This window comes from Aquitalea pelogenes, assembly GCF_001515305.1.
GTDB lineage: Bacteria > Pseudomonadota > Gammaproteobacteria > Burkholderiales > Chromobacteriaceae > Aquitalea > Aquitalea pelogenes.
This window is the reverse complement of the sequence record NZ_LNQV01000027.1, coordinates 1-22,097: the sequence shown is the minus strand read 5'-3', so window position 1 is coordinate 22,097 and position 22,097 is coordinate 1. Positions and strand designations below refer to the sequence as shown.

At 61.3% G+C, this 22,097-nt stretch carries 21 protein-coding genes; 3 read left to right on the top strand and 18 right to left on the bottom strand.

The features are described 5' to 3' along the window. The 18 genes from AWT75_RS12660 to recA all read right to left on the bottom strand — a co-directional run bounded on the left by AWT75_RS12660 (position 1) and on the right by recA (position 18,570). Positions 1–474 carry an NUDIX hydrolase gene (locus tag AWT75_RS12660; protein WP_052693863.1) on the bottom strand — a complete coding sequence of 158 codons (474 nt, stop codon included), beginning with the start codon at positions 472–474 and terminating at the stop codon, positions 1–3. A gap of 161 nt (positions 475–635) precedes the next feature. Next, on the bottom strand, positions 636–1,463 hold the full coding sequence (locus tag AWT75_RS12655; protein ID WP_062789407.1) for an undecaprenyl-diphosphate phosphatase: 828 nt from the start codon (positions 1,461–1,463) through the stop codon (positions 636–638). A gap of 52 nt (positions 1,464–1,515) precedes the next feature. Continuing rightward, positions 1,516–2,586, bottom strand: coding sequence for an alginate lyase family protein (locus AWT75_RS12650; RefSeq protein WP_153013327.1), 1,071 nt, complete (start codon positions 2,584–2,586; stop codon positions 1,516–1,518). A gap of 112 nt (positions 2,587–2,698) precedes the next feature. Continuing rightward, positions 2,699–3,322 (bottom strand): YecA/YgfB family protein, encoded by a 624-nt coding sequence (locus AWT75_RS12645; RefSeq protein ID WP_045846093.1) that lies wholly within the window; start codon positions 3,320–3,322, stop codon positions 2,699–2,701. A 71-nt stretch (positions 3,323–3,393) separates the two neighbouring features. After that, on the bottom strand, positions 3,394–4,128 hold the full coding sequence (locus AWT75_RS12640) for a proteasome-type protease (RefSeq protein WP_062789405.1): 735 nt from the start codon (positions 4,126–4,128) through the stop codon (positions 3,394–3,396). Positions 4,129–4,174: 46 nt separating this feature from the next. Continuing rightward, positions 4,175–4,963, bottom strand: coding sequence for a transglutaminase family protein (locus AWT75_RS12635; protein ID WP_045846091.1), 789 nt, complete (start codon positions 4,961–4,963; stop codon positions 4,175–4,177). Positions 4,964–5,000: 37 nt separating this feature from the next. Beyond that, the gene (locus AWT75_RS12630) at positions 5,001–5,933 is read right to left on the bottom strand and encodes an alpha-E domain-containing protein (RefSeq protein ID WP_062789404.1); all 933 of its coding nucleotides are present in this window, start codon (positions 5,931–5,933) and stop codon (positions 5,001–5,003) included. Continuing rightward, on the bottom strand, positions 5,927–7,372 hold the full coding sequence (locus tag AWT75_RS12625; RefSeq protein WP_082696089.1) for a circularly permuted type 2 ATP-grasp protein: 1,446 nt from the start codon (positions 7,370–7,372) through the stop codon (positions 5,927–5,929). The genes AWT75_RS12630 and AWT75_RS12625 overlap by 7 nt, the downstream gene beginning before the upstream one ends. A gap of 359 nt (positions 7,373–7,731) precedes the next feature. Next, positions 7,732–8,094, bottom strand: coding sequence for a roadblock/LC7 domain-containing protein (locus tag AWT75_RS12620; protein ID WP_045846088.1), 363 nt, complete (start codon positions 8,092–8,094; stop codon positions 7,732–7,734). Between the two features lie 49 nt (positions 8,095–8,143). Further along, complete coding sequence (locus AWT75_RS12615) at positions 8,144–8,779, bottom strand: peptidase M23 (protein ID WP_231588835.1); 636 nt, start codon at positions 8,777–8,779, stop codon at positions 8,144–8,146. Continuing rightward, positions 8,779–9,321 (bottom strand): GTP-binding protein, encoded by a 543-nt coding sequence (locus tag AWT75_RS12610; protein WP_045846087.1) that lies wholly within the window; start codon positions 9,319–9,321, stop codon positions 8,779–8,781. Before AWT75_RS12610 ends, AWT75_RS12615 begins: the two co-directional genes overlap by 1 nt. Positions 9,322–9,339: 18 nt before the next feature. Next, positions 9,340–10,791 (bottom strand): hypothetical protein, encoded by a 1,452-nt coding sequence (locus AWT75_RS12605; protein WP_062789403.1) that lies wholly within the window; start codon positions 10,789–10,791, stop codon positions 9,340–9,342. 12 nt (positions 10,792–10,803) lie between these two features. Beyond that, positions 10,804–12,333 carry a hypothetical protein gene (locus tag AWT75_RS12600; protein ID WP_153013326.1) on the bottom strand — a complete coding sequence of 510 codons (1,530 nt, stop codon included), beginning with the start codon at positions 12,331–12,333 and terminating at the stop codon, positions 10,804–10,806. An 11-nt stretch (positions 12,334–12,344) separates the two neighbouring features. Then, positions 12,345–13,112: an oxygen-binding di-iron domain-containing protein gene (locus AWT75_RS12595; RefSeq protein ID WP_045846084.1), complete on the bottom strand. Its 768-nt coding sequence runs from the start codon at positions 13,110–13,112 to the stop codon at positions 12,345–12,347. A gap of 331 nt (positions 13,113–13,443) precedes the next feature. Beyond that, positions 13,444–14,184: a substrate-binding periplasmic protein gene (locus AWT75_RS12590; protein WP_062789401.1), complete on the bottom strand. Its 741-nt coding sequence runs from the start codon at positions 14,182–14,184 to the stop codon at positions 13,444–13,446. Between the two features lie 96 nt (positions 14,185–14,280). After that, a complete protein-coding gene (alaS, locus tag AWT75_RS12585; RefSeq protein WP_062789427.1) occupies positions 14,281–16,914 on the bottom strand; it encodes an alanine--tRNA ligase in 2,634 nt (877 codons plus the stop codon). A gap of 135 nt (positions 16,915–17,049) precedes the next feature. Further along, complete coding sequence (gene recX / locus AWT75_RS12580; RefSeq protein ID WP_062789400.1) at positions 17,050–17,508, bottom strand: recombination regulator RecX; 459 nt, start codon at positions 17,506–17,508, stop codon at positions 17,050–17,052. Between the two features lie 15 nt (positions 17,509–17,523). Further along, the gene (gene recA / locus AWT75_RS12575; protein WP_045846081.1) at positions 17,524–18,570 is read right to left on the bottom strand and encodes a recombinase RecA; all 1,047 of its coding nucleotides are present in this window, start codon (positions 18,568–18,570) and stop codon (positions 17,524–17,526) included. A gap of 160 nt (positions 18,571–18,730) precedes the next feature. Here recA and hrcA point away from each other — a divergent pair, with 160 nt between their 5' ends. The 3 genes from hrcA to dnaX all read left to right on the top strand — a co-directional run. Further along, the gene (gene hrcA, locus AWT75_RS12570; RefSeq protein WP_062789399.1) at positions 18,731–19,747 is read left to right on the top strand and encodes a heat-inducible transcriptional repressor HrcA; all 1,017 of its coding nucleotides are present in this window, start codon (positions 18,731–18,733) and stop codon (positions 19,745–19,747) included. 31 nt (positions 19,748–19,778) lie between these two features. Further along, positions 19,779–20,822 (top strand): lytic murein transglycosylase B, encoded by a 1,044-nt coding sequence (gene mltB / locus AWT75_RS12565; protein WP_062789398.1) that lies wholly within the window; start codon positions 19,779–19,781, stop codon positions 20,820–20,822. Positions 20,823–20,897: 75 nt separating this feature from the next. Then, on the top strand, positions 20,898–22,097 hold a 1,200-nt coding region (gene dnaX, locus AWT75_RS12560), incomplete at its 3' end, for a DNA polymerase III subunit gamma/tau (protein ID WP_153013325.1).

Here is a 22,097-nt window from a genome sequence, read left to right as displayed (position 1 = left end):
TCAGTCTACCTTGGCGATATAGCGTGCCAGGCCCAGAATGGCGCGCAAGGCCTGGCCCTTGGCGGTTTCTTCATTACGCAGCCTGGCATAGCGGCGCAGGATGGCGCGGCTTTCCACGAACAGGTCCAGCTCGGTATCCGGCGAAGAAACCAGCGCAATCCGTTCGATTTCACCTTGCGGGCGTGCCTGACCCTGCGCAATGCACAGGTAAACCTTGTGGGCATTGTGCGGTGTGATGTGGTCGAACAGGTAAAGCATGGAGTTGATGCGCAGCCCGGTCTCCTCGCGGATTTCCCGGATCAGTGCCTGGGAGCGTAACTCGCCCCGGTTGGCCTTGCCCCCCGGCAGGTTGTAGCGGCTGCCACGCGTAGCGGTAACCAGAACGCCGTCGGGCAATTCGATGATGGCGGTGGCACGTCTTGCCAGATCAGCCGGCAGGCGTTGATCGGGCTTTTTGTCGTCCTGATTTCTCATGCGTCTCGATATAACAGATACGGGCCGCAAATGGCGGCCCAGTTCTGTCGACTATTCTAATGGAAGCCCTTGGCCGGGACAAACAGTCAATGCGTCTTAATGCCTGTCCAAGCCGGTTTGACAGCATGAACTGCCATGTATTCCACAACCTTCCGCAGGACTCAAAGCCAGTGCAGTGCCAGTCCACCCAGGCCCAGCAGCAGGCAATACCAGCCAAATGGCCGTAGCGATTCGATTTCGCTTTTCTTGAAGTAGCGCATGAGAAACCAGGTGCTGGCATAGGCACAGGCCCCGGCCAGCAGCCCGCAGCTCAGTAACAAGCCCCAGGGCTGGGCATGACCGCTGTGCGCCAGCTTGGGGATTTCCAGCACCCCGGCGGCCAGGATGATGGGGGTGGCAAGCAGGAAGGAAAAGCGCGCAGCCGCGGCGTGGTTCAAGCCATGTGCCAGGCCGCTGAGCAAGGTGACGCCGGAGCGGGAAATGCCAGGCAACAGGGCCAGTGCCTGCCCGCTGCCAATCTTGATGGCACCCATCAGACTCAGTTTATCCAGTGTCCTGGCATTGGCTGCCTGTTGTTTGCGGTCACCCCACAGCAGGAGCAGGCCGTTGATGCTGAGAAAAACCAGCACCGCCGTGGCACTGCTGAACAGCACGCGCAATTGCTTTTCCAGCAGCAGTCCCAGCAGACCGGCCGGAATGGTGCCGGCGACCAGTCGCCACATCAGCCTGGCTTCGGCATTGCTGTTGCCGCCACGCGCCCGGATGAAGCCGGTGATGAGTGCGCGCCAGTCACGGTGGAAATACAGCAGCAGGGCAAGGGCGGTGCCCAGGTGCAGCATTACCATGAAGGGCAGGAAGTCAGGATGACTGCGATTGAGAGACCAGTGCAGCCAGTCCGGAATCAGGATGCCGTGTCCCAGGCTGCTGATCGGAAACAGTTCACTGACCCCCTGGATGACTGCAAACAGCAGTGCTTCAACAGGATTCATGGTTTAGCGATGGTGGGGTAAAAAAGATGGCCAGTTTTACCAGATGAAAATGTCAGTTTGATGACGTGTCATTGAGCGCACTGCCCCAGCATTGCGTGATCCAGTCCGGCAGGTGAGGGCCGGTCAGCAGTGGGGTGTCGTAGTCGGGCGAGAGCCGTGAGGCCAGTGCATACAGTTTGCGACTGGTGGCGGCTTGCCAGTTGCCGGCAAAGCCGGGCAGCCCGGCTTCGCGCCGGATGAAGTCGAAACGGACCTGGGAGTGAACAAACTCCTGATGTTGTAGCCGGCCTTCGGCATAAGGGCGCAGCCAGTCCAGCGCCAATTGCAGGCTGCCACCGGAGGCTGCCTTGTCGTGCAGCCAGTCCTGCTGCCACTGCCGTGCGGCAATGGCGGCGCGTACCAGCGGTTCCAGATCGTAGGTGACATAGTGCAGGGCATCGCGCTCGCGGTAATCCAGCGTTTCACCCTGGGCATTGATATTGCGCTCCAGATGCTGGCGGAACAGTTCGGTGGCGGCTTTTTGCAAGCCGGCATCCTGCAGGGCCAGGGCCGACAGGGCGATCAGCTTGATGCGGTGGCTGTTCCAGTTATTCCTGAAGGTGGCCCCCAGTGGCTGTCTGGCGGTGCGGATCCGTGTCACATAGCCCTCGGCCAGCTGCCGCAACAACTGCCGTGTCTGGGTGGCTGTGGCGGCGGGTAGCTGATTGGCCGTGATGGCATAGGCGTCAATCAGTGCCTCGAGGTCGGTTTCGTCGATGGGGTTGAAGGAGGGCTGATAAACCCGTGTCCAGGCATCCAGCTGGCGTGCCACGGCATCCAGATAGCGTTGCTCGCCGCTGCCTTGCCAGGCCAGCGCCAGGTCGCGCATGCGGAACCAGTCCTGCTTGGCCTTGACGCTCTGATCGAAAATGCCCTGATGCGGCAGGGTGCCTTCGGTATGAATTTGCGGCAAGGGAGCGGGCGTTTGCCTGAGCGCGGCTTCCGCCCTTTGCAGCAAGGAGGGTGCAGCCTTGCCGGCCATGCACCAGGCAGTCGACGGGCTGGCAACAGCCATGCCTGTCCCGGCAAGCCAGCACAGCAGCATGCTCAGGGAGATGGGCAGTGAACGCCAGTAAGTCAGCATGTCTGGAATCTGGCAGCAGCTGGCGGTGGCCAGCCTGCATGCACGCAGGGCCGTCAAGGGTGGAGATTTGCTGAGTCTAGCAAATATTTACACTTGCTGCGGCTCTGAGCGCTCAGTGTTCCGGGTCGAGGGCGTCCTGTTCCAGATCGGCTTCCATCTGGGCGCGGATGGCGGCAAAAAACTGGTGGATTTCCTGCACGGCAGGGGAGATGGCGGCCAGCCATTGTTCGCGCTGGCTGCTGTCGCTGTTGTCGATGTAGGGGCGCATTTCCGGGTCCGGGTGGCGTTCGAAGGCCAGCGCCATGATGGCTTCCAGCGCAGCAGCATGTTCGGCATCGTCAAACAGCAGGTTCCAGTCGTCCTGCTGCAGCTGCATGCCTTCGACAAAGCCCTCGGCCCAGTCATTGCCGTGCACCACACCTTGTTCGTCCGCATCCAGCCAGGGCTGGAATTCCGCGCCCTGTTGCAGGGTGTGGGCGATGTCCAGCCAGTGGCCCATCAGCAGGGCGACAAATTTTTCCAGATCCTTTTCGCTGCGGAATGCCTGCTCGTCATCAAAGGCATCACCCAGAATGAGCGGCAGACATTCGGTGGGCTTGATGGCTTCCGGGCCGCACAGCAAGGCGGTGAAGAAACCGTCCAGCTTTTCCAGGTTCATGCACTGCAGGCGTGCAAAGCGTTGCAGGGTGGTGGACAGGCGCTGGTAGTCGGCCTCGGTCAGCGGAGCGTGTTTCATCGGCGGGTCTTTCGGTATCAATGCGCCATTATCGCTGATAGCAGGCCGGGCTGCCCACCTCCCTGTCGCGCTCATTCCTTCCAGCGCATCGGCGGCAGCGCGGCAAAGGCTTCGCGCAAGGCCTGGCCCCAGCCGGTGTGCAGCTGCTGGAAGTAGGGGTCGTGCTCGGTAATGCGCTGGTGGATGCCGGGGCCGAAGTCGTCCTTGTCGTATACCAGCATATCGATGGGCAGGCCGACCGACAGATTGCTCTTCATTGTCGAGTCAAAGCTGATCAGTGCGCATTTGGCGGCGTCTTCCACCGGGGTGTGGTAGTTCACCACCCGGTCGATGATGGGCTTGCCGTACTTGGCTTCGCCTATCTGGAAGTAGGGTGTGTCCTGCGTGGCTTCGATGAAATTGCCCTGCGGGTAGATGTTGAACAGGCGCGGTGCTTCCCCGCGGATTTGCCCGCCCAGGAGGAAGGAACAGCCGACTTCGATCTTGGACTGGCTGAGGGTGGGGCCATCGCGCTCGACAATTTCACGCAGGGTATCGCCTACCAGACAGGCGGCATCGTACATGGACGGAACATTCAGGATGTTGCGCTCGCTGCTGCTGGCACTGGCGCGCTGGCGCAACAGGCTGACCACACTTTGGGTGGTGGCCAGGTTGCCGGCGGACAGCATCACCAGCAGGCGCTCGTCCGGTTGCTGGAAAAATTGCATCTTGCGAAAGGTGGACACGTGGTCCACCCCGGCATTGGTGCGGGAGTCCGAGGCAAACAGCATGCCGGACGCAAGATTCATGGCGACGCAGTAAGTCATGATGCAGCTACTTGTGTGGTGGAGTTGAATCAATCTAGCTGCTGTGTCACTGGCCGTCCAGCCAGACGCGCGCCTGGGCGGTCATGCTTTCGGTGCCACCGCCAAAGCGCACGCCGCGTACCGGGCAGGCGTCCAGATAATCCATGCCGATGGCCAGCTTCAGGTGGTGTTCGTTGGCGGCCACGGCATTGGCCACATCAAAGCTGTGCCAGGCCCCGTCCACCCAGGCTTCGGCCCAGGCATGGCTGGAGACATGGTCTGCCGCATGCGCGGGCGAGTAGACATAGCCGCTGACATAGCGCGCCGGAATGCCCAGCTGGCGGGCGCAGCTCAGAAACACATGGGTGTGGTCCTGGCACACACCGGCTCCTTTGGCAAAGGCCGCCGCCGCCGGGGTGTGGCTTTGGGTTTCGCCGGGCAAGAAGGGCATGTGCTCGCGAATGCCTTCCACCAGCGATTGCAGCTGGGCGAGGCTGGGCGCTGGCTGGCGGTAAGCGGCGGCAAAGCGGCACAGGGCTTCATCCGGCGTGGTCAGCTCGGTCTGGCGCAGGAAGAACAGCGGCGGCAGGTCGTCGCTCAAGGGCGCGGTATCGTCGGTTTCCACCGTGCCGCTGACCTTGATGCGGATTTCCTGGTGCGGATAGTCAAGGGTGAGGACGTGCAGGATATTGCCGTAGCTGTCGGTGCTGCGGTGCGCGGCCACCGGCAGCTCCAGCTGCCAGTCCAGAATCTGCAGGCCATTGCCGCCTTGTGGTGTCAGGCGCAGGTATTGGGTGCTGTGACGTACCGGGCTGTCGTAGCGATACAGTGTTTCATGGCTGATGGCGAGTCTCATGGCTATCCCTTTCTGTATGATGCGGACCGGTCTGCGCTCAGGCAGCTTCCAGATAACTGTGGTGGATGGTGTTGCCCAGCAGGATGATGTCGTCGATCAGGCTGTCCAGTGTCTGTTCCAGCCCGTCGGCAAAGATGTCCTCGATGCTGCTGTAGGTCAGCCGCGCCTGGATTTCACTGGCGCGCCGCCGTGCACTGCGACCGGCATGGCCTTCGATGCGGCCCAGCACCTTGTTGATTTCGCCAAAGCAGGCGCGCAGGCTGCGCGGCATGTCCTGACGCAGGATCAGCAGTTCGGCCACCCGCTCCGGGGTGATGCTGTCGCGGTAGATGTCGCGATAGGCCTCGAAGCCGGACACCGAACGCAGCAGTGCCGCCCACTGATAGTAGTCGAGGATGTTCTCGGCTTCCGGCTCGTTGTCACTGATCTGCTTGGTTTTCACGTTCAGGATGCGCGCGGTGTTGTCGGCGCGTTCGATGAAGGTGCCCAGGCGGGAAAAGTGGAAGGTGTCGTTGCGCAACATGGTGCCGTAACCCGCGCCACGGAACAGGTGCGAGCGTTCGCGCACCCATTCCAGAAAGCTGGACGCGCTGCGGGTATCCAGACCGCGGGCATGCCATTCACGCATTTCCAGCCAGGTGCCGTTCACCTGCTCCCACATCTCGGTGGTGATTTTCACCCGCACCACATGGGCGTTTTCCCGCGCATTACGCATGCAGTTGTAAATGCTGCCCGGGTTCTCGCTGTCCAGTGCCAGATAGTGCAGCACGGCTTGCGGCGTGGGAGTGTGGTGACGGCGCAGAAAATCCGCCGTGCTGCCGGTGACATCCAGCGGTACCAGCAAGTCGTCTTGCGAGGACGCATGCAGCAGCGACATCTGCAAGCTGACATCCAGCAAGCGCGCGGTGTTTTCGGCGCGTTCCATATTGCGTGCCATCCAGTACAGGCACCCTGCCATTCGGCTCAGCATGTGATGTCCTCCTTCAGGATCCAGGTATCTTTGGTGCCGCCGCCTTGCGACGAGTTGACCACCAGCGAGCCTTCACGCAGTGCCACGCGGGTGAGGCCGCCGGCCACCAGCTGCACTTTCTTGCCCGACAACACAAAGGGGCGCAGGTCGATATGGCGCGGCGCAATGCCGGATTCGACAAAAGTAGGGCAGGTGGACAGGGACAGCGTGGGCTGGGCAATGAAGTTGGCCGGGTCTTCCAGGATGCGCAGGCGGTAGGCTTCGATTTCCGCCTGGGTGGAGGCCGGGCCAACCAGCATGCCGTAGCCGCCAGCGCCGTGGACTTCCTTCACTACCAGCTCGGACAGGTGATCCAGCACGTAGGCCAGGTCGTCCGGCTTGCGCAATTGCCAGGTGGGCACATTGTGCAAAATGGGTTCCTCGCCCAGATAGAAGCGGATCATGTCCGGCACATAAGGGTAGATGGACTTGTCGTCCGCCACGCCGGTGCCCACGGCATTGCATACGGTGACGCGCCCTTCGCGATACACCGACATCAGGCCCGGCACGCCCAGCATGGAGCCGGGGTTGAAGGCCAGCGGGTCCAGATAGGCATCGTCCAGCCGGCGGTAAATCACGTCCACCCGCTGCGGGCCGGAGGTGGTGCGCATGTAGACATAACCGTTCTTGACGAACAGGTCCTGCCCCTCCACCAGCTCCACCCCCATCTGGCTGGCCAGGAAGGCGTGCTCGAAATAGGCGCTGTTGTACTGGCCGGGGGTGAGTACCACCACCGTGGGGTTGTCCACCTCGGCCGGCGATACCGAGCGCAAGGTGTCCAGTAGCATGTTGGGGTAGTGTTCCACCGGGGTGATGTCGTGGCTGGCAAACAGTTCGGGGAACAGCCGCATCATCATCTTGCGGTTTTCCAGCATGTAGCTCACGCCGGATGGTGTGCGCAGATTGTCCTCCAGCACATAAAAACCACCGTCGTTGTGGCGGATGATGTCCACCCCGGCAATGTGGGCGTATACCTGACGTGGCAGGTCTATGCCCTGCATCGCCAGCTGGTAGCCCGCATTGGTGAGGATCTGCTCGGGCGGGATGATGCCGGCCTTGAGGATGTCCTGCTCGTGATAGATGTCGTGCAAGAAGCGGTTGAGCGCCGTTACCCGCTGGATGCAGCCTGCTTCCAGGGTTTTCCATTCGCTGGCAGAAATGATGCGTGGAATGGTGTCAAACGGGATCAGCCGTTCCGAGCCGCTTTCGTCGCCGTATACGGCAAAGGTGATGCCCACGCGGCGAAACAGGGTGTCAGCCTCGCTTTGCTTGTCGCGCAGCCAGGCCAGAGGCGCCTGGTTCAGCCAGTTGGCAAAACGCTGGTAGGACGGGCGGGTATCTTGCCCGGGCATCAGCATTTCGTCGTAGTGGGTGTGGTCTAGCGGTGTAATCCGGTGCATCGCGTATTCCCCCTTGTTGGCTTGTAAAGGGAGTAAGGCAATAAGCGTGCCCAGAAATGCCGGGCAACCGTCATTTTGACCGTGACCCAGGCAGGGCGCAGGTCTGAAGCAGGTAAAACGCTGGGCGGGCAGATGGGAGAATATGGCGCTGACCGCAGTTCTTTAGCGCGGAATTGAAAATTGATTGATTAATGCTGCTGTAAAAAATACAGAAAGATGGCAGTGCTGCACCTTAATGACACACGGGTGCAAACTGTGGTGCAGGCTGTGGCTGAGAATGGTGCAGGGCAGTAACGTCCGGGCGGGCGATGCCGGGGCAGGCGGGCGTGAAGGCCACCTGCCACCGGCTGCCGGTGTGATCAGAGGATTTCGGCAATATTGCGCGCGGCGCGTTTGGCATCGAGGAAAATCAGGCCCAGCTTGGCTTCACGCCGGGCAATCACGGTGAGTACGGCATCCTTGCCGGCGTAACTCATCAGGATGTAGCCGTTGTCACCCTTCACCATCACTTGTTCCAGTTCGCCGCGTGCCAGTTCCTTGGCGGTGCGCTCACCCAGTGACAGCATGGCGGCGGCCATGGCGCCCACCCGGTCTTCATCCACATCCTGTGGCAGCAGGGCGGCCATGGTCAGGCCGTCGGACGAGATGATGGCCGAGGCTTCGATATCGGCCGAGGCACCGTTGAGGTCACTCAGGATGGATTTGAGCATTTGTTCACGCATGGTTTTCTCCAGGGGGTATTCGGTGGCCCGTGTCGGGGCGGGTGCTTGTTCAGGCGTAACGACGGCTGAGCAACTCGATCAGCGTCACGAAGTGTTCGTCTTGCAATTGCGGCGTACCGCCGATGACCAGCACGAATGACTGCTGGCCCACATGCAAGGGGAAAAAGCCCAGTTCGCTATGACCGGCCGGGTTGCTGACGGCCCAGGCTAGGCTGTGGATGTTGAGATTGTTTTTCAGCAGCAAGCCATGACGGCGGTTGAGCGACATGATGTCGCCGGCCAGCGCGGCTATCTCCTCGGCCGATTCGTGGTGAAAACCGGCGGTGGCGTAGTACAGGCCGTTGTCGTCGGCCAGCAGCGCCCGGCCGGTATCGGACAGCGCCGCCAGCAGGGTGGGCAGCTGGCTTTCCAGGTTCACCGCCAGCGTGGGGCGCGGCTCGGTGGTGCCGTGGACAAAATCCAGTCTTTGCAGGCGATACAGGGTTTCCAGCCCGCGTTCCAGATTGTTGTCATGCCATTCGGCCAGCAATTCGGTGGTGAGCGGAACCGCATGGCCAAGGCGCAGGATATGGGTGAGCAGCACGCGCGCGGCATCCTGGTCCGGGCTGGATACCGCATAGTAGGCCCCGGCCGGACTGGTGATCGGGTACAGCGCATCCTTGAGCGAGAGGTGGTCTGACATCATCAGCTTTCCAGCCCGGGGTCGATGGAGAACAGCAAGGCCAGCACCAGCTTTTTGACGTCCTCCCGGGAGCGGGCGTCAATTTCGAAAATGGGCGGGCGCATATCGAATTTTTCCAGCAGCGCGGCATAGGTTTCGATGCTGGGGGTGGCGCGCACATCGGTCTTGGTGACGCCAATCACCAGCGGTGCCACCTTGAGCATGTCGCGGAAGGCGTTTAGGAAAAACTGCAGGTCCTTCACCGGATTGGCGCGGGTATTGTCCAGCAGCAGGATCAGCCCGATGCCGCCATGGCTGAGGATGTCCCACATGAAGTCAAAGCGTTCCTGACCCGGCGTACCGTACAGATGCACCTTGGTGGCCTCGTCCAGCATCAGCACCCCGTAGTCCAGTGCCACGGTGGTGGTGTCCTTGCGGTTGAGTGTCATGTCGGATGCACGGGCATCGGTGGTGACCGGCGCAATATCGCTGATGGCAGCAATGGCGGTGGTTTTGCCAGCGCCTACCGGGCCGGCAAAGATGATTTTGTTATCGTAAGCTCGCATGGATAAGGGGTTTCCTGGTTACAGGCCAATGACTTTTTTCAGCAGGCGTGACAGCAGGCTGCCACTGCCTGGTGCGGTCTGGATGCTGGCCGGGGCCGTATCCGCCGGGGATACGGCGGCAGCGGCTTCCTTGCGTGGCGGTGGGCGCACCGGTTCGGTGCTCATCACCTGCAAGGTGGTGTTGCGATTCGGCAGATCCAGGATGCCTATGCCATAGGCGGCTGCCAGATAGTTGAACAGATGCTCCGGCGGCACTTTCAGCAAGCGGGTGATCAGCTTGAGGTTCACCGGGGTACGCGTCAGAAAGGCGGTGATGCGCATGGCTTCCGGAATGGGGGCCAGCCGCGTCAGATTGGGCCAGTAGCGCAGACGGATGGGGGTGTCGGCGGAAATGCCACGCATCAGCCGCCCCTGACAGGTCCAGATGGCGAGCTGCCAGGCCAGGGTTTGCGGGCGGATTTCCTCGGCCCTGGCGGGGACGGTGCTGTCGTTCCAGGCTTGGTGGTCCACTTCCTGGCTGGTGTGGGCGCATAGCGCTTGCAGGCTATCCAGCGGTTGCAGCAGCCAGGCCTTGTCTTGCGCCGCCTGCACAATCAGCACCGGCACTTCGCGCACGCGTACCACCGCATTGCTGCGCTGGCGCAACAGGCGTGCCACCAGGCCGAACAAGCCGGCATGCGGGTCGAAGCGGGCATAACTGATGATGTGCGGCTCGGCCTGGGCTGCAGGCTGCGTGGTGCTGGTGTGATGCGCGCTGGCAGGCGGCAGCATGCTGCGCACTACATCATCATGCTCATGCGCCAGCGCGGTTTTGTCCTCTGCGGATGCGGTCTCTGCCTCGGGCTGTTCATCTGGCAAATCCATCAACTGCGGCAAGTCGGATGTAGCCGCGCTGTGGCTTTCCTGCTGACGCGCGGCGGCCTCGGCGCGGTGGGCGGCCTGTGACTGGCTGATTACCGCGTCCAGCGTGGGTGCCACGCTGGCTACATAGGCCGCGGCATCGCTGACCGGGGTGTGGCCGCTGATGTCTGCCTGGCTTGTTGTCCTGGACGGGGCGGCAGCGTTATGAGCTGGGTGCTGTGCTGCCGGCTGCTCCGCCATGCTGCGCAGCGGGCTGGTTTGCGGCGGCTGGCGTAGCAGCTCGCGCATTTGCGGAAACAGGGTTTCAATGCGGATAGGCTTGCGCAGCACGGCCGCAGGGGCATCGCTGGGTGGCGTGGTGGTGACAATCAGCGCCGGCAGGTGCGGGTGTTCGGCACGAAAGTCATGCCAGGCATTCCAGCCGGTGATGCTGTCGACATCGACAATGGCCAGGTCAGGATTCAGGCCCGGAGCCTCGTCCAGCAGCTGGTAGTGTTGATGCGAGTGGTGCATGCGGAACGCCATGCGGAATACCGACAGTTTGCGGGTATCCATGCCCACCGGCATGACGGTGATGGAGCGGGCTTGTGCAGTGTTGCTGGGCATCATGGTCTGGTTTTCTCAGGCCGCAAGACGTTGCTGGTTGAGGCGTTGTTTCATGGTTTGCACAAACTGGCCCAGCATGGCGGTGATTTCGATGGGCGGGCAGGCCAGCTGCTCGCGCACTTGCCGGGTCAGTGAGGTAAAGCGCGCCAGATCGCCCAGATGCTCGTACAGCTTGAGCAGCGGCGGGTAAAGCGTGGCATCGGCCGGGTTGGCCAGCACTGCTGTTTCCAGTGTCTGGATAGCCATGTCGATCTGGCCGAATTCGACAAACTGATCGGCTTCGGCCAGCACATCATCCAGCACCTGTCCGGCCTGTTGCGGCTGACGGACCAGCAGCAGCGGCACGCGCGGCGACACGGGGGCCGGGGTGCTGACATAACCCATGCGGCGGCCGATTTCCTCCAGTGCCATGCGGTCTGGCTGGGCTTCCAGTGCCAGCAGCAGCGGGTGCTCGCCCAGCCGGTAACCCAGTTGCAGCAACTGTTGTTTCAGATTGAGCCCGGCGTTGCCGATGGCCACGTGGAATTGCCACAGATAGCGGCAGAACAGGGACAGCTTGCGTGTCATGTAGCAGGCACGCAGGGTGTCGATCAGCCGGGACAGCGATACACCTTCTTCTGCGGCCATGCTTTGCAGGGCGGGCAGGGCGGCGGCCGGTTCGTGGCAGGCCAGCAGGATGCTGGCCTGGCGGGCGGGTGGCAGCAGGGTGGTCAGTGTGGCCAGTTCGCGCGGGTTTAGCGCCGAGAGTTCTGTGCGGCCTTCCACCAGCGGGACGCGTGGCAGTTGTGCGGCAATCTGCACGGCTTCGCTGGTGGATACCACCGGCTGGTCCGGTGTCTGGCCGACGGCGCGTAGCAGCAGTTCTTCATGGCTGTGCTGGGGCAGATGATCGCCCAGTTGCTGGTTGACTGCGTCAATACCCATGCCCAGCCGGCTTTCGGCCACCACCCGTAGCGACAGGTTTTGCGGGTCTTCCTGCAAGCCCAGGAACACGGCGTCGGTCAGTTGCTGCCGGTCCAGCAGGCTGCGTTCATGCAGGCGTTCAAGCATGTCGCTGTAGTCATCAATCCAGCGCAGGCTGAGATAAAGCTCGGACAGGCGCTTGAGCTGGCTGGGGGCATTGACCGAGCTGCCGTCCACATAGCTGCGCAGGGCCAGGGCGGCCTGTTCCAGATAACCGAACTGCAAGAACACCTCGACCTCGGCCAGGATGTCCAGATCGTCCACGGCATAGGACAGGGTCTGCTCGCTGTCATCTTCGCTTTCGGCTTCGCTGTCAGCGGCGGTTTCGGCCAGCACATCAGCTTGAATGGCAGGCTGGATGGCGGGCTGGGCTGCCGCCTGGGGGCGCGGCTGGCGGATGACGGCTTCCGGCAGCAACTGCGCTGTTTGCGGCGGCGTGTGGCCCGGTGCCGGGCTGGCATCGGGCTGGCGGCGAAAGAGAACCACCAGCAGCATGCCAACCAGCAACAGCAGGATGACGCTGGCGGCCATGGCTTCTGGCGATGCGCTTAATTGGGCAAGCAAGGTGCTAAGGGAGTCCATGGGAAGGTGGCTCAATCCAGCGTGTAGTCGGCAGCGGTAATCAGGTCGGTACCGCACTCCAGGGTTTCGAACCAGTCGAGGAAGCGTTTGACCATGTCCTTGCCCTTGAACGAGCCGCCGTGCTGCGGCACGATCCACTCCACATCCAGCTGGCGAATCATGTTCACCCACAGGCGGCAGGCCTTGTTATTGGTCATGTAACGCTTGTGGAAGCCCAGCATGTGGCTGTCGATCAGGTGGGCGTCGAAGTCGCTCACCGGTTTGCCGGCATCGTGACCGTCCATCAGCGAGGCACCGATGTCGCCGGAGAACAGGATTTTGCTGATCGGGTCGTACACCTGGAAAAAACCGACGGTGTGCAGGTAATGCGCCGGAATGATCTTGAGGGTGGATTCGCCCAGGGTGATGTCCATGCCGCGCGGCGGGATGGGAATCAGCCGGCCTTCGGTGGCACCGCGGATACAGAAGTGCGGCAAGAAGCGCACCCATTCCTGGGCGATGATGATCTGGGCATCGGTGATCAGCAGCCAGCCGTTGGCCGAGGCGATGATGTCCGGGTCCTGGTGGGAGGCGAAAATGTAACGGGTGTGCGATGGCAGGAAGTAGTCAGCCAGCTCGGCAATCAGGTGCTTGTAAGTCAGGTTGCCACCCGGGTCCAGAAGCATGCCGTCGCCTTTGTCGATGATGGCAAACTGATTGGACTGAATGCCTTCTCCCTGTACCAGCTCGGTAAATGCAACGCACTTGTGATTACCATCATCATAAAGCACCAGAGCCATGGCTGTTCCTTGCGTGAAAATTGCCGCCCGGACGTGGTACGCAGAAGGAAAGAAGCCGATTACGGCAAAATCCGCAGCTGTCTGCTTGTCAACGTCATTGGGACTTGTGAGAAGCTGTTTATTATTTTCATTTGGCTCTAAACGGTTTTGATATGAGTCAACAATGGCATAAATGCATGCTGAATATTTGAATGGAATATAATTTTTGCGTGCAGGTGAAATGTGGAAGCAGATTCAAAGACTTCCAGAAGCAGATGGGCTGGCTGGCCTATGGGGGATGGCTGTCCTAGTGCCTGGGTGCTGTCCGGACTGACAGGCAGTAATGCGCGGTTCAGCGCTGTTTGAGCGTGCGGATGGCTTCGCTGATGGCCTGCAGCAATTGCGGGTCGCTGGCCGGATTGGCGGCCAGGTACAAGGGATCGCCCTGTGGCAGGGTGAGTACTGCGTCAAACTGCTGCTCGGGCAGTTTCAACCGTGCCAGCTCGCTGCGTAGCTGGTCCGGGTCGGCTATCAGCAGCTGGGCTGCTCCGCTTTGCAGCAGGCGCGGACACTCCTGCTGGCTGTTGGTGGTGATGTACTGGTTGTTTTCCTGGAAGCCGGCCCTGGCCAGGAACTCTTCTTGCACATCGTGATTGCCCACGCACACCTTGCAGCAGTTTTTCACTTGTTCCAGGCTCTGCGGTGTAATGCCGGTTTCGCCGTGCAGCCGGTAGAACACACGTTGCATGTAGGCTATCTGCCCCAGCCAGATGAACTGGCTTTCACGGCTGCTGGTGCGGGCAATCGAATAAATCAGCGTGTTGGGTCGGGTAGCGGCGATACGATAGGCGCGTGCCCACGGAAACACTTGAAAATCTGCTTTCAGGCCCGCGCGCGCCAGGATGTCCTTTACCAGTCGCGTGCTGGGGCCGGAGATATTGCCCTGTCCATCCACGGTATTCAGCCAGAACTCGTTTTCGGTTACCACCAGCAAGCGCTCGGCTGCACTGGCAGGCTGGGCCAGCAGCGCTGATAGCAGCAGTACGGCACCGGCCTGGGACAGGCAGGACAGAACACGGTGGATGACTGACATGGTGAGGCTCCGGCAATCACATCAGGAATGAGTACACTATAAACGACAACAGCCGCCGGGTTGCACCGGCGGCTGTTGTCGTTGAAACAAGGCTTGTTACAGCTTGCCTTCCAGCCAGGACGGCAGGCTTTCCAGCGCTGCGGCCAGGTTCTCCGGCTGCGTACCGCCAGCCTGTGCCATGTCCGGACGGCCACCACCCTTGCCGCCTACTTGCAGGGCAACCTGATTCACCAGTTCACCAGCCTTGACCTTGCCGGTCAGGTCCTTGGAAACACGGGCAATCAGGCTCACCTTGCCGTCGGCCACGCAGGCCAGCAGCGCCAGGCCGCTTTCCAGCTTGTCCATGACCTTGTCGCTCATGTCACGCAAGGTGGCAGCATCGATGTCGTCAATCTTGCTGATCAGGCAGGCCACGCCATTGATGCTTTGCTGTTTGCCGGCCAGCAGCTGGTCGAGCTGACCCAGTGCCAGTTGGCCCTTCAGCTGCTGAGCCTGTTTCTGCGCGGCCTTCAGTTCGGCCTGCAGTTTTTCCAGCTTGGACAGCAGTTCGCCCGGCTGTGCCTGGGCGATGGCAGCGGCGGCTTTCAGTTCGCCATCCTGTGCCTGTACCAGTGCCACCGCACCTTCGCCGGTGACGGCTTCGATACGGCGTACGCCAGCAGCCACGCCGGTTTCGGCGATGATCTTGAACAGGCCGATGTCACCGGTGCGCTGTACGTGGGTACCGCCGCACAGTTCGGTGGAGAAGTCGCCCATTTTCAGCACGCGCACGGTGTCGCCGTACTTTTCACCAAACAGGGCAATGGCACCGGCCTTGATGGCGTCGTCGTAGGACATGTGGCCCACGCTGACTTCCACGTTGTGGATCACCACGCGGTTGACGATGCGCTCCACTTCGGCCAGTTGCTCGGCGGAAACCGGTTCGTTGTGGGCAAAGTCGAAGCGGGCACGTTCCGGGTTCACCAGCGAACCCTTCTGCGCCACGTGTTCACCCAGTACATGGCGCAGGGCGGCATGCAGCAGGTGAGTGGCAGAGTGGTTACGCGCGGTGGCGGCACGCTTGTGCAGGTCGATGGTGGCGGTGACGCTGTCGCCAACCTTCAGGCTGCCACGTGCCAGACGGCCCTTGTGACCGAATACCGCAGCCTGCACCTTCTGGGTGTCGGCCACGTCGAACAGTGCCGCTACGCCGCCCTGGGCAGAGATTTCACCCACATCGCCCACCTGACCGCCGCCTTCGGCGTAGAAGGCGGTATTGTCCAGCACCACGATGCCTTCGTCGCCGGCGTCCAGCTGCTGTACGGCTTCATTGCCCTTGTACAGTGCCAGTACCTTGGCATCCACGCTGCTGGATTCATAGCCGTTGAATACGGTGTCGGCACCGCTGTAGTCGACATTGCCGGCCATCTTGAAGGACGAAGCGGCACGGGCGCGTTCGCGCTGGGCTTCCATTGCCTTGTCGAAGCCGTCCTGATCCACTTCCACTTCGCGTTCGCGGCAGATGTCGGCGGTCAGGTCCAGCGGGAAGCCGAAGGTGTCGTACAGCTTGAAGGCGGTTTCGCCATCCAGCACCTTGCTGTTGGCTGCCAGTGCGGTTTCCAGCAGGGCCATGCCCTTGTCCAGGGTTTCGGCAAAGCGCAGCTCTTCCTGGCGCAGGGTGTCTTCGATCTCGGCCTGCTTCTGGCGCAGTTCCGGATAGGCCTGACCCATTTCCTCGGCCAGGTCGGCGACCAGCTTGTGGAAGAACAGACCCTTCTGACCCAGCTTGTAACCGTGGCGGATGGCGCGACGGATGATGCGACGCAGCACGTAACCGCGGCCATCGTTGGACGGAATCACGCCGTCGGCAATCAGGAAGGAGCAGGCGCGGATGTGGTCGGCAATCACCTTGAGCGACGGCACGTCCATGCTGAAGGGCACGCCGGTTTCACGCGCAGCGGCTTTCAGCAGGTTCTGGAACAGGTCGATCTCGTAGTTGGCGTGTACGTGTTGCAGCACGGCCGAGATGCGCTCCAAGCCCATGCCGGTATCCACCGACGGTTTCGGCAGCGGATGCATGGTGCCGGACTCGTCGCGGTTGAACTGCATGAACACGTTGTTCCAGATTTCGATGAAGCGGTCACCGTCTTCTTCCGGGCTTCCCGGCGGGCCGCCCCAGATGTGGTCGCCGTGGTCGTAGAAAATTTCGGTACACGGGCCGCAGGGGCCGGTGTCACCCATTTGCCAGAAGTTGTCCGAGGCGTAGGGCGCGCCCTTGTTGTCGCCAATGCGGACAATCTTGTCAGCCGGAACGCCGACTTCCTTGTTCCAGATATCGAAGGCTTCGTCGTCGGTGGCGTACACCGTCACCATCAGCTTTTCCTTCGGCAGTGCCAGCCATTGTTCGCCGGTGAGGAATTCCCAGGCGAAGTGAATGGCGTCGCGCTTGAAGTAATCACCGAAGCTGAAGTTGCCCAGCATTTCGAAGAAGGTATGGTGACGTGCGGTGTAGCCGACGTTTTCCAGGTCGTTGTGCTTGCCGCCGGCGCGTACGCATTTCTGGCTGGTGGTGGCGCGGGTGTAGGGGCGCTTGTCAAAGCCGAGGAACACGTCCTTGAACTGGTTCATGCCGGCATTGGTAAACAGCAGGGTGGGATCTTCCCACGGTACCAGCGAGCTGGAGGCTACTACCTGGTGGCCTTTGGAGGCGAAGAAATCCAGGAATTTCTGGCGAATTTCGGAGGTTTTCATGTCGTTTTCGTCGAGATTGAATACGTTGGTAGCGGCGTGGGACAGTGTCTTGCGGCCATTACGGTCATGCCCGATTGTGTCAAGCCATGGCAAGGCTGGCAAGGGTCATGGCGTGGCGATGAAGCCTGTGCCGTGCTAGTCCTCGTCAGCCCAGGGGAAGTCGTCTTCGTCACGGCCTGCCATCACCTGACGGATGACACCCATGCCAAAGCCGCGAGCCGCCAGAAAGCGCATCTGTTTCGCCCTTTCCTGCGGCGTGGTGGCCACGCTGCCAAACTTCTTTTCCCACTGTCGCCGGGCCAGGGCCAGGTCGTCACGCTCGGCCAGGGCATCGGCAATGTCTTCCTGTGCTACACCGCGCTGGCGCATTTCCTGCTGCAGGCGGCGGGTGCCGTATTTCTGGCCCTTGATGTCGGCAAACTGCCGGGCAAAGCGGCTGTCGGACTGCCAGTTGCGTTCGGCCAGTTCGTCCAGCAGGGTGGCCAGCTGTTCCGGGCTTTCGGCAAACGGCGCGAGCCGCCGCTCCAGTTCCCGCCGTGTGTATTCGCGGCGGGACAAGAGATCGACGGCTCGCGCCTTCAGGCTTTTTTCCATCAGCCGTTCGCGTGCTTATACGTCCAGTACGTCGTCAGCCAGCTCTTCGTCGTTCTCGGTGATTTCCACCTTGATGCCGACGGCTTCGCGGATCTTGCCTTCGATTTCCTGCGCGATGGCCGGGTTGGACTTCAGCCATTCGCGGGTGTTGTCCTTGCCCTGGCCGATCTTCTGGCCGTTGTAGGCATACCAGGCACCGGATTTTTCAATGAAGCCGTGCTTGACGCCCAGCTCGATGATTTCGCCTTCGCGGCTGATGCCTTCACCGTACAGGATGTCGAAATCGGCCTGGCGGAACGGCGGCGATACCTTGTTCTTCACTACCTTGACGCGGGTTTCGTTACCGATCACCTCGTCACCCTTCTTGATGCCGCCGACGCGACGGATGTCCAGACGCACGGAGGCGTAGAACTTCAGTGCGTTACCGCCGGTGGTGGTTTCCGGGTTGCCGAACATCACGCCGATCTTCATGCGGATCTGGTTGATGAAGATCACCAGGGTATTGGTACGCTTGATGTTGGCGGTCAACTTGCGCAGTGCCTGGCTCATCAGGCGGGCTTGCAGGCCGACGTGGCTGTCACCCATTTCGCCTTCGATTTCGGCCTTGGGTACCAGTGCGGCCACCGAGTCGATCACGATGACGTCAACACCGCTGGAACGCACCAGCATGTCGCAGATTTCCAGTGCCTGCTCGCCGGTGTCCGGCTGGGAAATCAGCAGGTCTTCCACGTTGACACCCAGTTTCTGGGCGTAGATCGGGTCCAGTGCATTTTCTGCGTCGATGTAGGCGCAGGTGCCACCCAGTTTCTGGGCTTCGGCCACGGCCTGCAGACACAGGGTGGTTTTACCGGAAGATTCCGGGCCGTAGATTTCCACGACACGGCCGCGCGGCAGACCGCCAACACCCAGTGCCAGGTCCAGGCCCAGCGAACCGGTGGATACCACTTGCAGGTTTTCGTTGATCTGGTTGTCGCTCATCCGCATGATCGAACCCTTGCCGAACTGCTTTTCGATCTGGGCAAGGGCTGCCGCCAATGCGCGGCTCTTGTCTTCTGACGCCATGCTGTCTCCAATTGCGTGTAGTGGAATCGATAGATGGGGGATTATCGCACAAAGGCAAGAGCCGACAAATGCGAAAGACGGCTTGAAATGACACCAATACACGCAACATGGTATTGATGGAGAGGCTGGCCGGAATCGCCCGGTCAGGTAAAATGAGAGCATGATGAACGAGCGCGCACAACGTCTGCTGAAAACGCTGATCGAACGCTATATTGCCGATGGTCAGCCAGTGGGATCGAAAACCCTGTCCATGCTGTCCGGCATGGAACTGTCATCTGCATCCATCCGCAACATCCTGGCCGACCTGGAAGGCATGGGGCTGATTGCCTCGCCGCATACCTCGGCCGGACGCGTGCCGACGGCCAAGGGCTATCGCCTGTTTGTCGATCACCTGCTCACCATCCAGCCGCTGGAAGAGCTGGCCATGCGCGAGCTGGAAAACAGCCTGCAGCCGGACAGCCCGCAGCGCATTGCGCAGGCGGCATCCACCTTGCTGTCCGATCTCACCCACTTTGCCGGGGTGGTGGTGACGCCGCAGCGCTCTGATGTCGCTTTTCGCCAGATCGAATTCCTGCGCCTGTCCGAGCGGCGCATCCTGATGATTCTGGTAACACTGGATGGTGATGTGCAAAACCACTTGCTCACCACCGAACGCGATTACAGCCCGAGCGAACTGGTGGAGGCCGGCAATTTCATCAACCAGCATTATGCCGGCCAGGGCCTGAGCGCCATTGCCAGCCGCGTGGCGGTGGAACTGCGCGAACTGCAGGGTAACATCACCGAACTGATGTCGGCCGCGGTGCGCTTTGGCCAGAGTTCACTGGGCAGCCCCAGCGACGCGGTGGTGATTGCCGGCGGCATGAATCTGCTGAATGTGCGCGACTTGTCCGAAGACTTGTCACGACTGCGCGAACTGTTTGCCACTTTCGAGCGCAAGACCGAACTGCTGAAACTGCTGAACCAGGGGCAGGATGCCCAGGGCGTCAATATTTTCATCGGCGAGGAATCCGGCGTGATGACGCTGGACGAATGCTCGGTGGTGACCGCGCCCTACAGCATCAACGGCATGGTAGTGGGCACGCTGGGCGTGGTCGGCCCCACCCGCATGGCCTACGAACGGGTCATTCCCATTGTCGACATTACTGCGCGGCTGGTTTCCAGCGCGCTCTCTTATTAAGCCGCACTGGCGGCAGTACACGGAATTACCGATGAAACGATTCTTGATGGCCGCCGCCCTTGCCGGTGGCGTGGTGTCTTCTGTGGCGCAAGCCGATGCCGCCTTGCTGGGCCGGGCAGACGTACAGCGTTATATCGACGAGCAGGTGGCCAGCGGCAGCTTCAACCGGCCCGAGCTGGAGGCGGTGTTTGCCAATGTGGAACTCAAGCCCAACATCATTGCCATTCTGGACAAGCCGGCGACATCCCGGCCCTGGTATCAGTTTCGCGGCAGCTTTTACAACGAGCGTCTGCTGAAAAGCGGCGTGGCCTTCTGGCAGCAGCATGCCGCCACCTTGCAGCGTGCCGAGCAGGTGTATGGCGTGCCGCCGGAAATGGTAGTGGCCATTCTGGGCATTGAAACCAATTACGGCCGCAACACCGGCAGCTTCCGCCTGGCTGATGCGCTGACCACCATTGCCTTCAACTACCCGCGCCGTGCCGAGTACTTCCGTGGCGAGCTGACCGAATTCCTCAAGCTGTCCAAGGAAGAGGGCATCGACCCGTTGACGCTGAAAGGCTCTTATGCCGGGGCGATGGGCCTGCCGCAGTTCATGCCGTCCAGCTTCCGCAAGTGGGCGGTGGATTTTGACGGCAGCGGCCACCGCGATATCTGGAATAACGTCGACGATGCCATCGGCAGCGTGGCGCATTACTTCCAGCTGCAAGGCTGGCGCCATGGCGACGACATCGTCATCCCGGCAGCAGTACAACCGGGCGTGGATCTGAGCAGCCTGGTGGCCGACAAATTCAACCTGCACCTGACAGTGGGCGAACTCAAGGCGCGCGGTGTGCTGCCACAAGCCCAGGTGGCCGACAATGTGCAGGCGGTGCTGGTGCCGCTGGAAACTGCGCCGGGGGTGACTGAATACTGGCTGGGGCTGAACAATTTCTATGTGATTACCCGCTACAACAAGAGCACCCTGTATGCCAAGGTGGCGCAAGAGCTGGCAGCCGAGCTGCGCCTGCGCTACCTGAATGCCCAGGCCCAGTCAGCAGCACAGCCCGCTGCCGACAGCGCGAATCCGGCCCAGTAAGGCCAGCCAGACCGGCAGGCGGCAACTGACAAAAGAAGTCGCCTTGCCGGCCGATTGCCATTAAAATCCGCCCCCATGAGCTATCAAGTCCTTGCCCGCAAGTGGCGCCCCAAACGCTTTGCCGACCTTGTCGGCCAGGAGCACGTGGTGCGCGCCCTCTCCAATGCCCTGAAAGAAGAGCGGCTGCATCACGCCTATCTGCTGACCGGCACCCGCGGGGTGGGCAAGACCACCATCGCACGCATTCTGGCCAAGAGCCTGAACTGCGAAACCGGCACCACGGCCGAGCCTTGCGGTGAATGTTCTGCCTGTCGCCAGATCGACGCAGGCCGCTTTGTCGACCTGCTGGAAATCGACGCCGCCTCCAATACCGGCATCGACAATATCCGCGAAGTACTGGAAAACGCGCAGTACGCGCCCACCTCCGGCCGCTTCAAGGTGTACATCATCGACGAAGTGCACATGCTGTCCAAGAGTGCCTTCAACGCCATGCTCAAGACGCTGGAAGAACCGCCGTCCCACGTCAAGTTCATCCTGGCCACTACCGATCCTCAAAAAGTGCCGGTCACGGTGCTGTCGCGCTGCCTGCAGTTTTCGCTGCGCAACATGACGCCACAGCAGGTGGCAGGCCATCTGGCCCATGTGCTGCAAGTGGAAAACGTGCCGCATGAAAGCGCCGCCCTGGCCCTGCTGGGCCGTGCCGCAGCAGGTTCCATGCGCGATGCGCTGTCGCTGCTGGATCAGGCCATTGCCTATGGCATGGGCGAAGTGAAGGAAGACGGCGTGCGCGCCATGCTGGGCGCGGTGGACCGCCGCTACCTGTTCGTGTTGCTGGATGCGCTGGCCGCCGGTGATGGCCCGCGCCTGATGGCCGAAGCCGAACAGCTGGCGCAGCGTGGCATCGGTTTTGACAGTGTGCTGGCCGAAATGGCCGTGCTGTTGCAGCAACTGGCCATGGCACAGACCGTGCCCACGGCCATTGCCGACGACGAACCCGAACGCGAAGCATTGTTTGCACTGGCCAGCCTGATTGCCCCGCAAGACGTGCAGCTGTACTACCAGATTGCCATTCATGGCCGCAAGGATCTGGCGCTGGCACCGGACGAACATGCCGGTTTCAACATGAGCCTGCTGCGCATGCTGGCCTTCCATCCGGTCAACGCCCAGCCTGAGAGTGTAGCCGCGCCGCGCAGCAATGCCGCGCCGCGCAGCAATGCCTCGGCCTGCTGCACATCGTCCGGCACAAGCCCCGACCAGTGCACCGGCGGCGGTAAC

Coding starts and splice junctions, on each gene's coding strand:
- AWT75_RS12620 (WP_045846088.1), bottom strand. CDS start 8,094: ATGCGTGAACAAATGCTCAAATCCATCCTGAGTGACCTCAACGGTGCC.
- AWT75_RS12650 (WP_153013327.1), bottom strand. CDS start 2,586: ATGCTGACTTACTGGCGTTCACTGCCCATCTCCCTGAGCATGCTGCTG.
- AWT75_RS12635 (WP_045846091.1), bottom strand. CDS start 4,963: ATGAGACTCGCCATCAGCCATGAAACACTGTATCGCTACGACAGCCCG.
- recX (WP_062789400.1), bottom strand. CDS start 17,508: ATGGAAAAAAGCCTGAAGGCGCGAGCCGTCGATCTCTTGTCCCGCCGC.
- AWT75_RS12595 (WP_045846084.1), bottom strand. CDS start 13,112: ATGGCTCTGGTGCTTTATGATGATGGTAATCACAAGTGCGTTGCATTT.
- AWT75_RS12625 (WP_082696089.1), bottom strand. CDS start 7,372: ATGCACCGGATTACACCGCTAGACCACACCCACTACGACGAAATGCTG.
- AWT75_RS12645 (WP_045846093.1), bottom strand. CDS start 3,322: ATGAAACACGCTCCGCTGACCGAGGCCGACTACCAGCGCCTGTCCACC.
- alaS (WP_062789427.1), bottom strand. CDS start 16,914: ATGAAAACCTCCGAAATTCGCCAGAAATTCCTGGATTTCTTCGCCTCC.
- AWT75_RS12615 (WP_231588835.1), bottom strand. CDS start 8,779: ATGATGTCAGACCACCTCTCGCTCAAGGATGCGCTGTACCCGATCACC.
- hrcA (WP_062789399.1), top strand. CDS start 18,731: ATGATGAACGAGCGCGCACAACGTCTGCTGAAAACGCTGATCGAACGC.
- mltB (WP_062789398.1), top strand. CDS start 19,779: ATGAAACGATTCTTGATGGCCGCCGCCCTTGCCGGTGGCGTGGTGTCT.
- AWT75_RS12630 (WP_062789404.1), bottom strand. CDS start 5,933: ATGCTGAGCCGAATGGCAGGGTGCCTGTACTGGATGGCACGCAATATG.
- AWT75_RS12610 (WP_045846087.1), bottom strand. CDS start 9,321: ATGCGAGCTTACGATAACAAAATCATCTTTGCCGGCCCGGTAGGCGCT.
- AWT75_RS12600 (WP_153013326.1), bottom strand. CDS start 12,333: ATGGACTCCCTTAGCACCTTGCTTGCCCAATTAAGCGCATCGCCAGAA.
- AWT75_RS12640 (WP_062789405.1), bottom strand. CDS start 4,128: ATGACTTACTGCGTCGCCATGAATCTTGCGTCCGGCATGCTGTTTGCC.
- AWT75_RS12605 (WP_062789403.1), bottom strand. CDS start 10,791: ATGATGCCCAGCAACACTGCACAAGCCCGCTCCATCACCGTCATGCCG.
- AWT75_RS12660 (WP_052693863.1), bottom strand. CDS start 474: ATGAGAAATCAGGACGACAAAAAGCCCGATCAACGCCTGCCGGCTGAT.
- recA (WP_045846081.1), bottom strand. CDS start 18,570: ATGGCGTCAGAAGACAAGAGCCGCGCATTGGCGGCAGCCCTTGCCCAG.
- AWT75_RS12590 (WP_062789401.1), bottom strand. CDS start 14,184: ATGTCAGTCATCCACCGTGTTCTGTCCTGCCTGTCCCAGGCCGGTGCC.
- AWT75_RS12655 (WP_062789407.1), bottom strand. CDS start 1,463: ATGAATCCTGTTGAAGCACTGCTGTTTGCAGTCATCCAGGGGGTCAGT.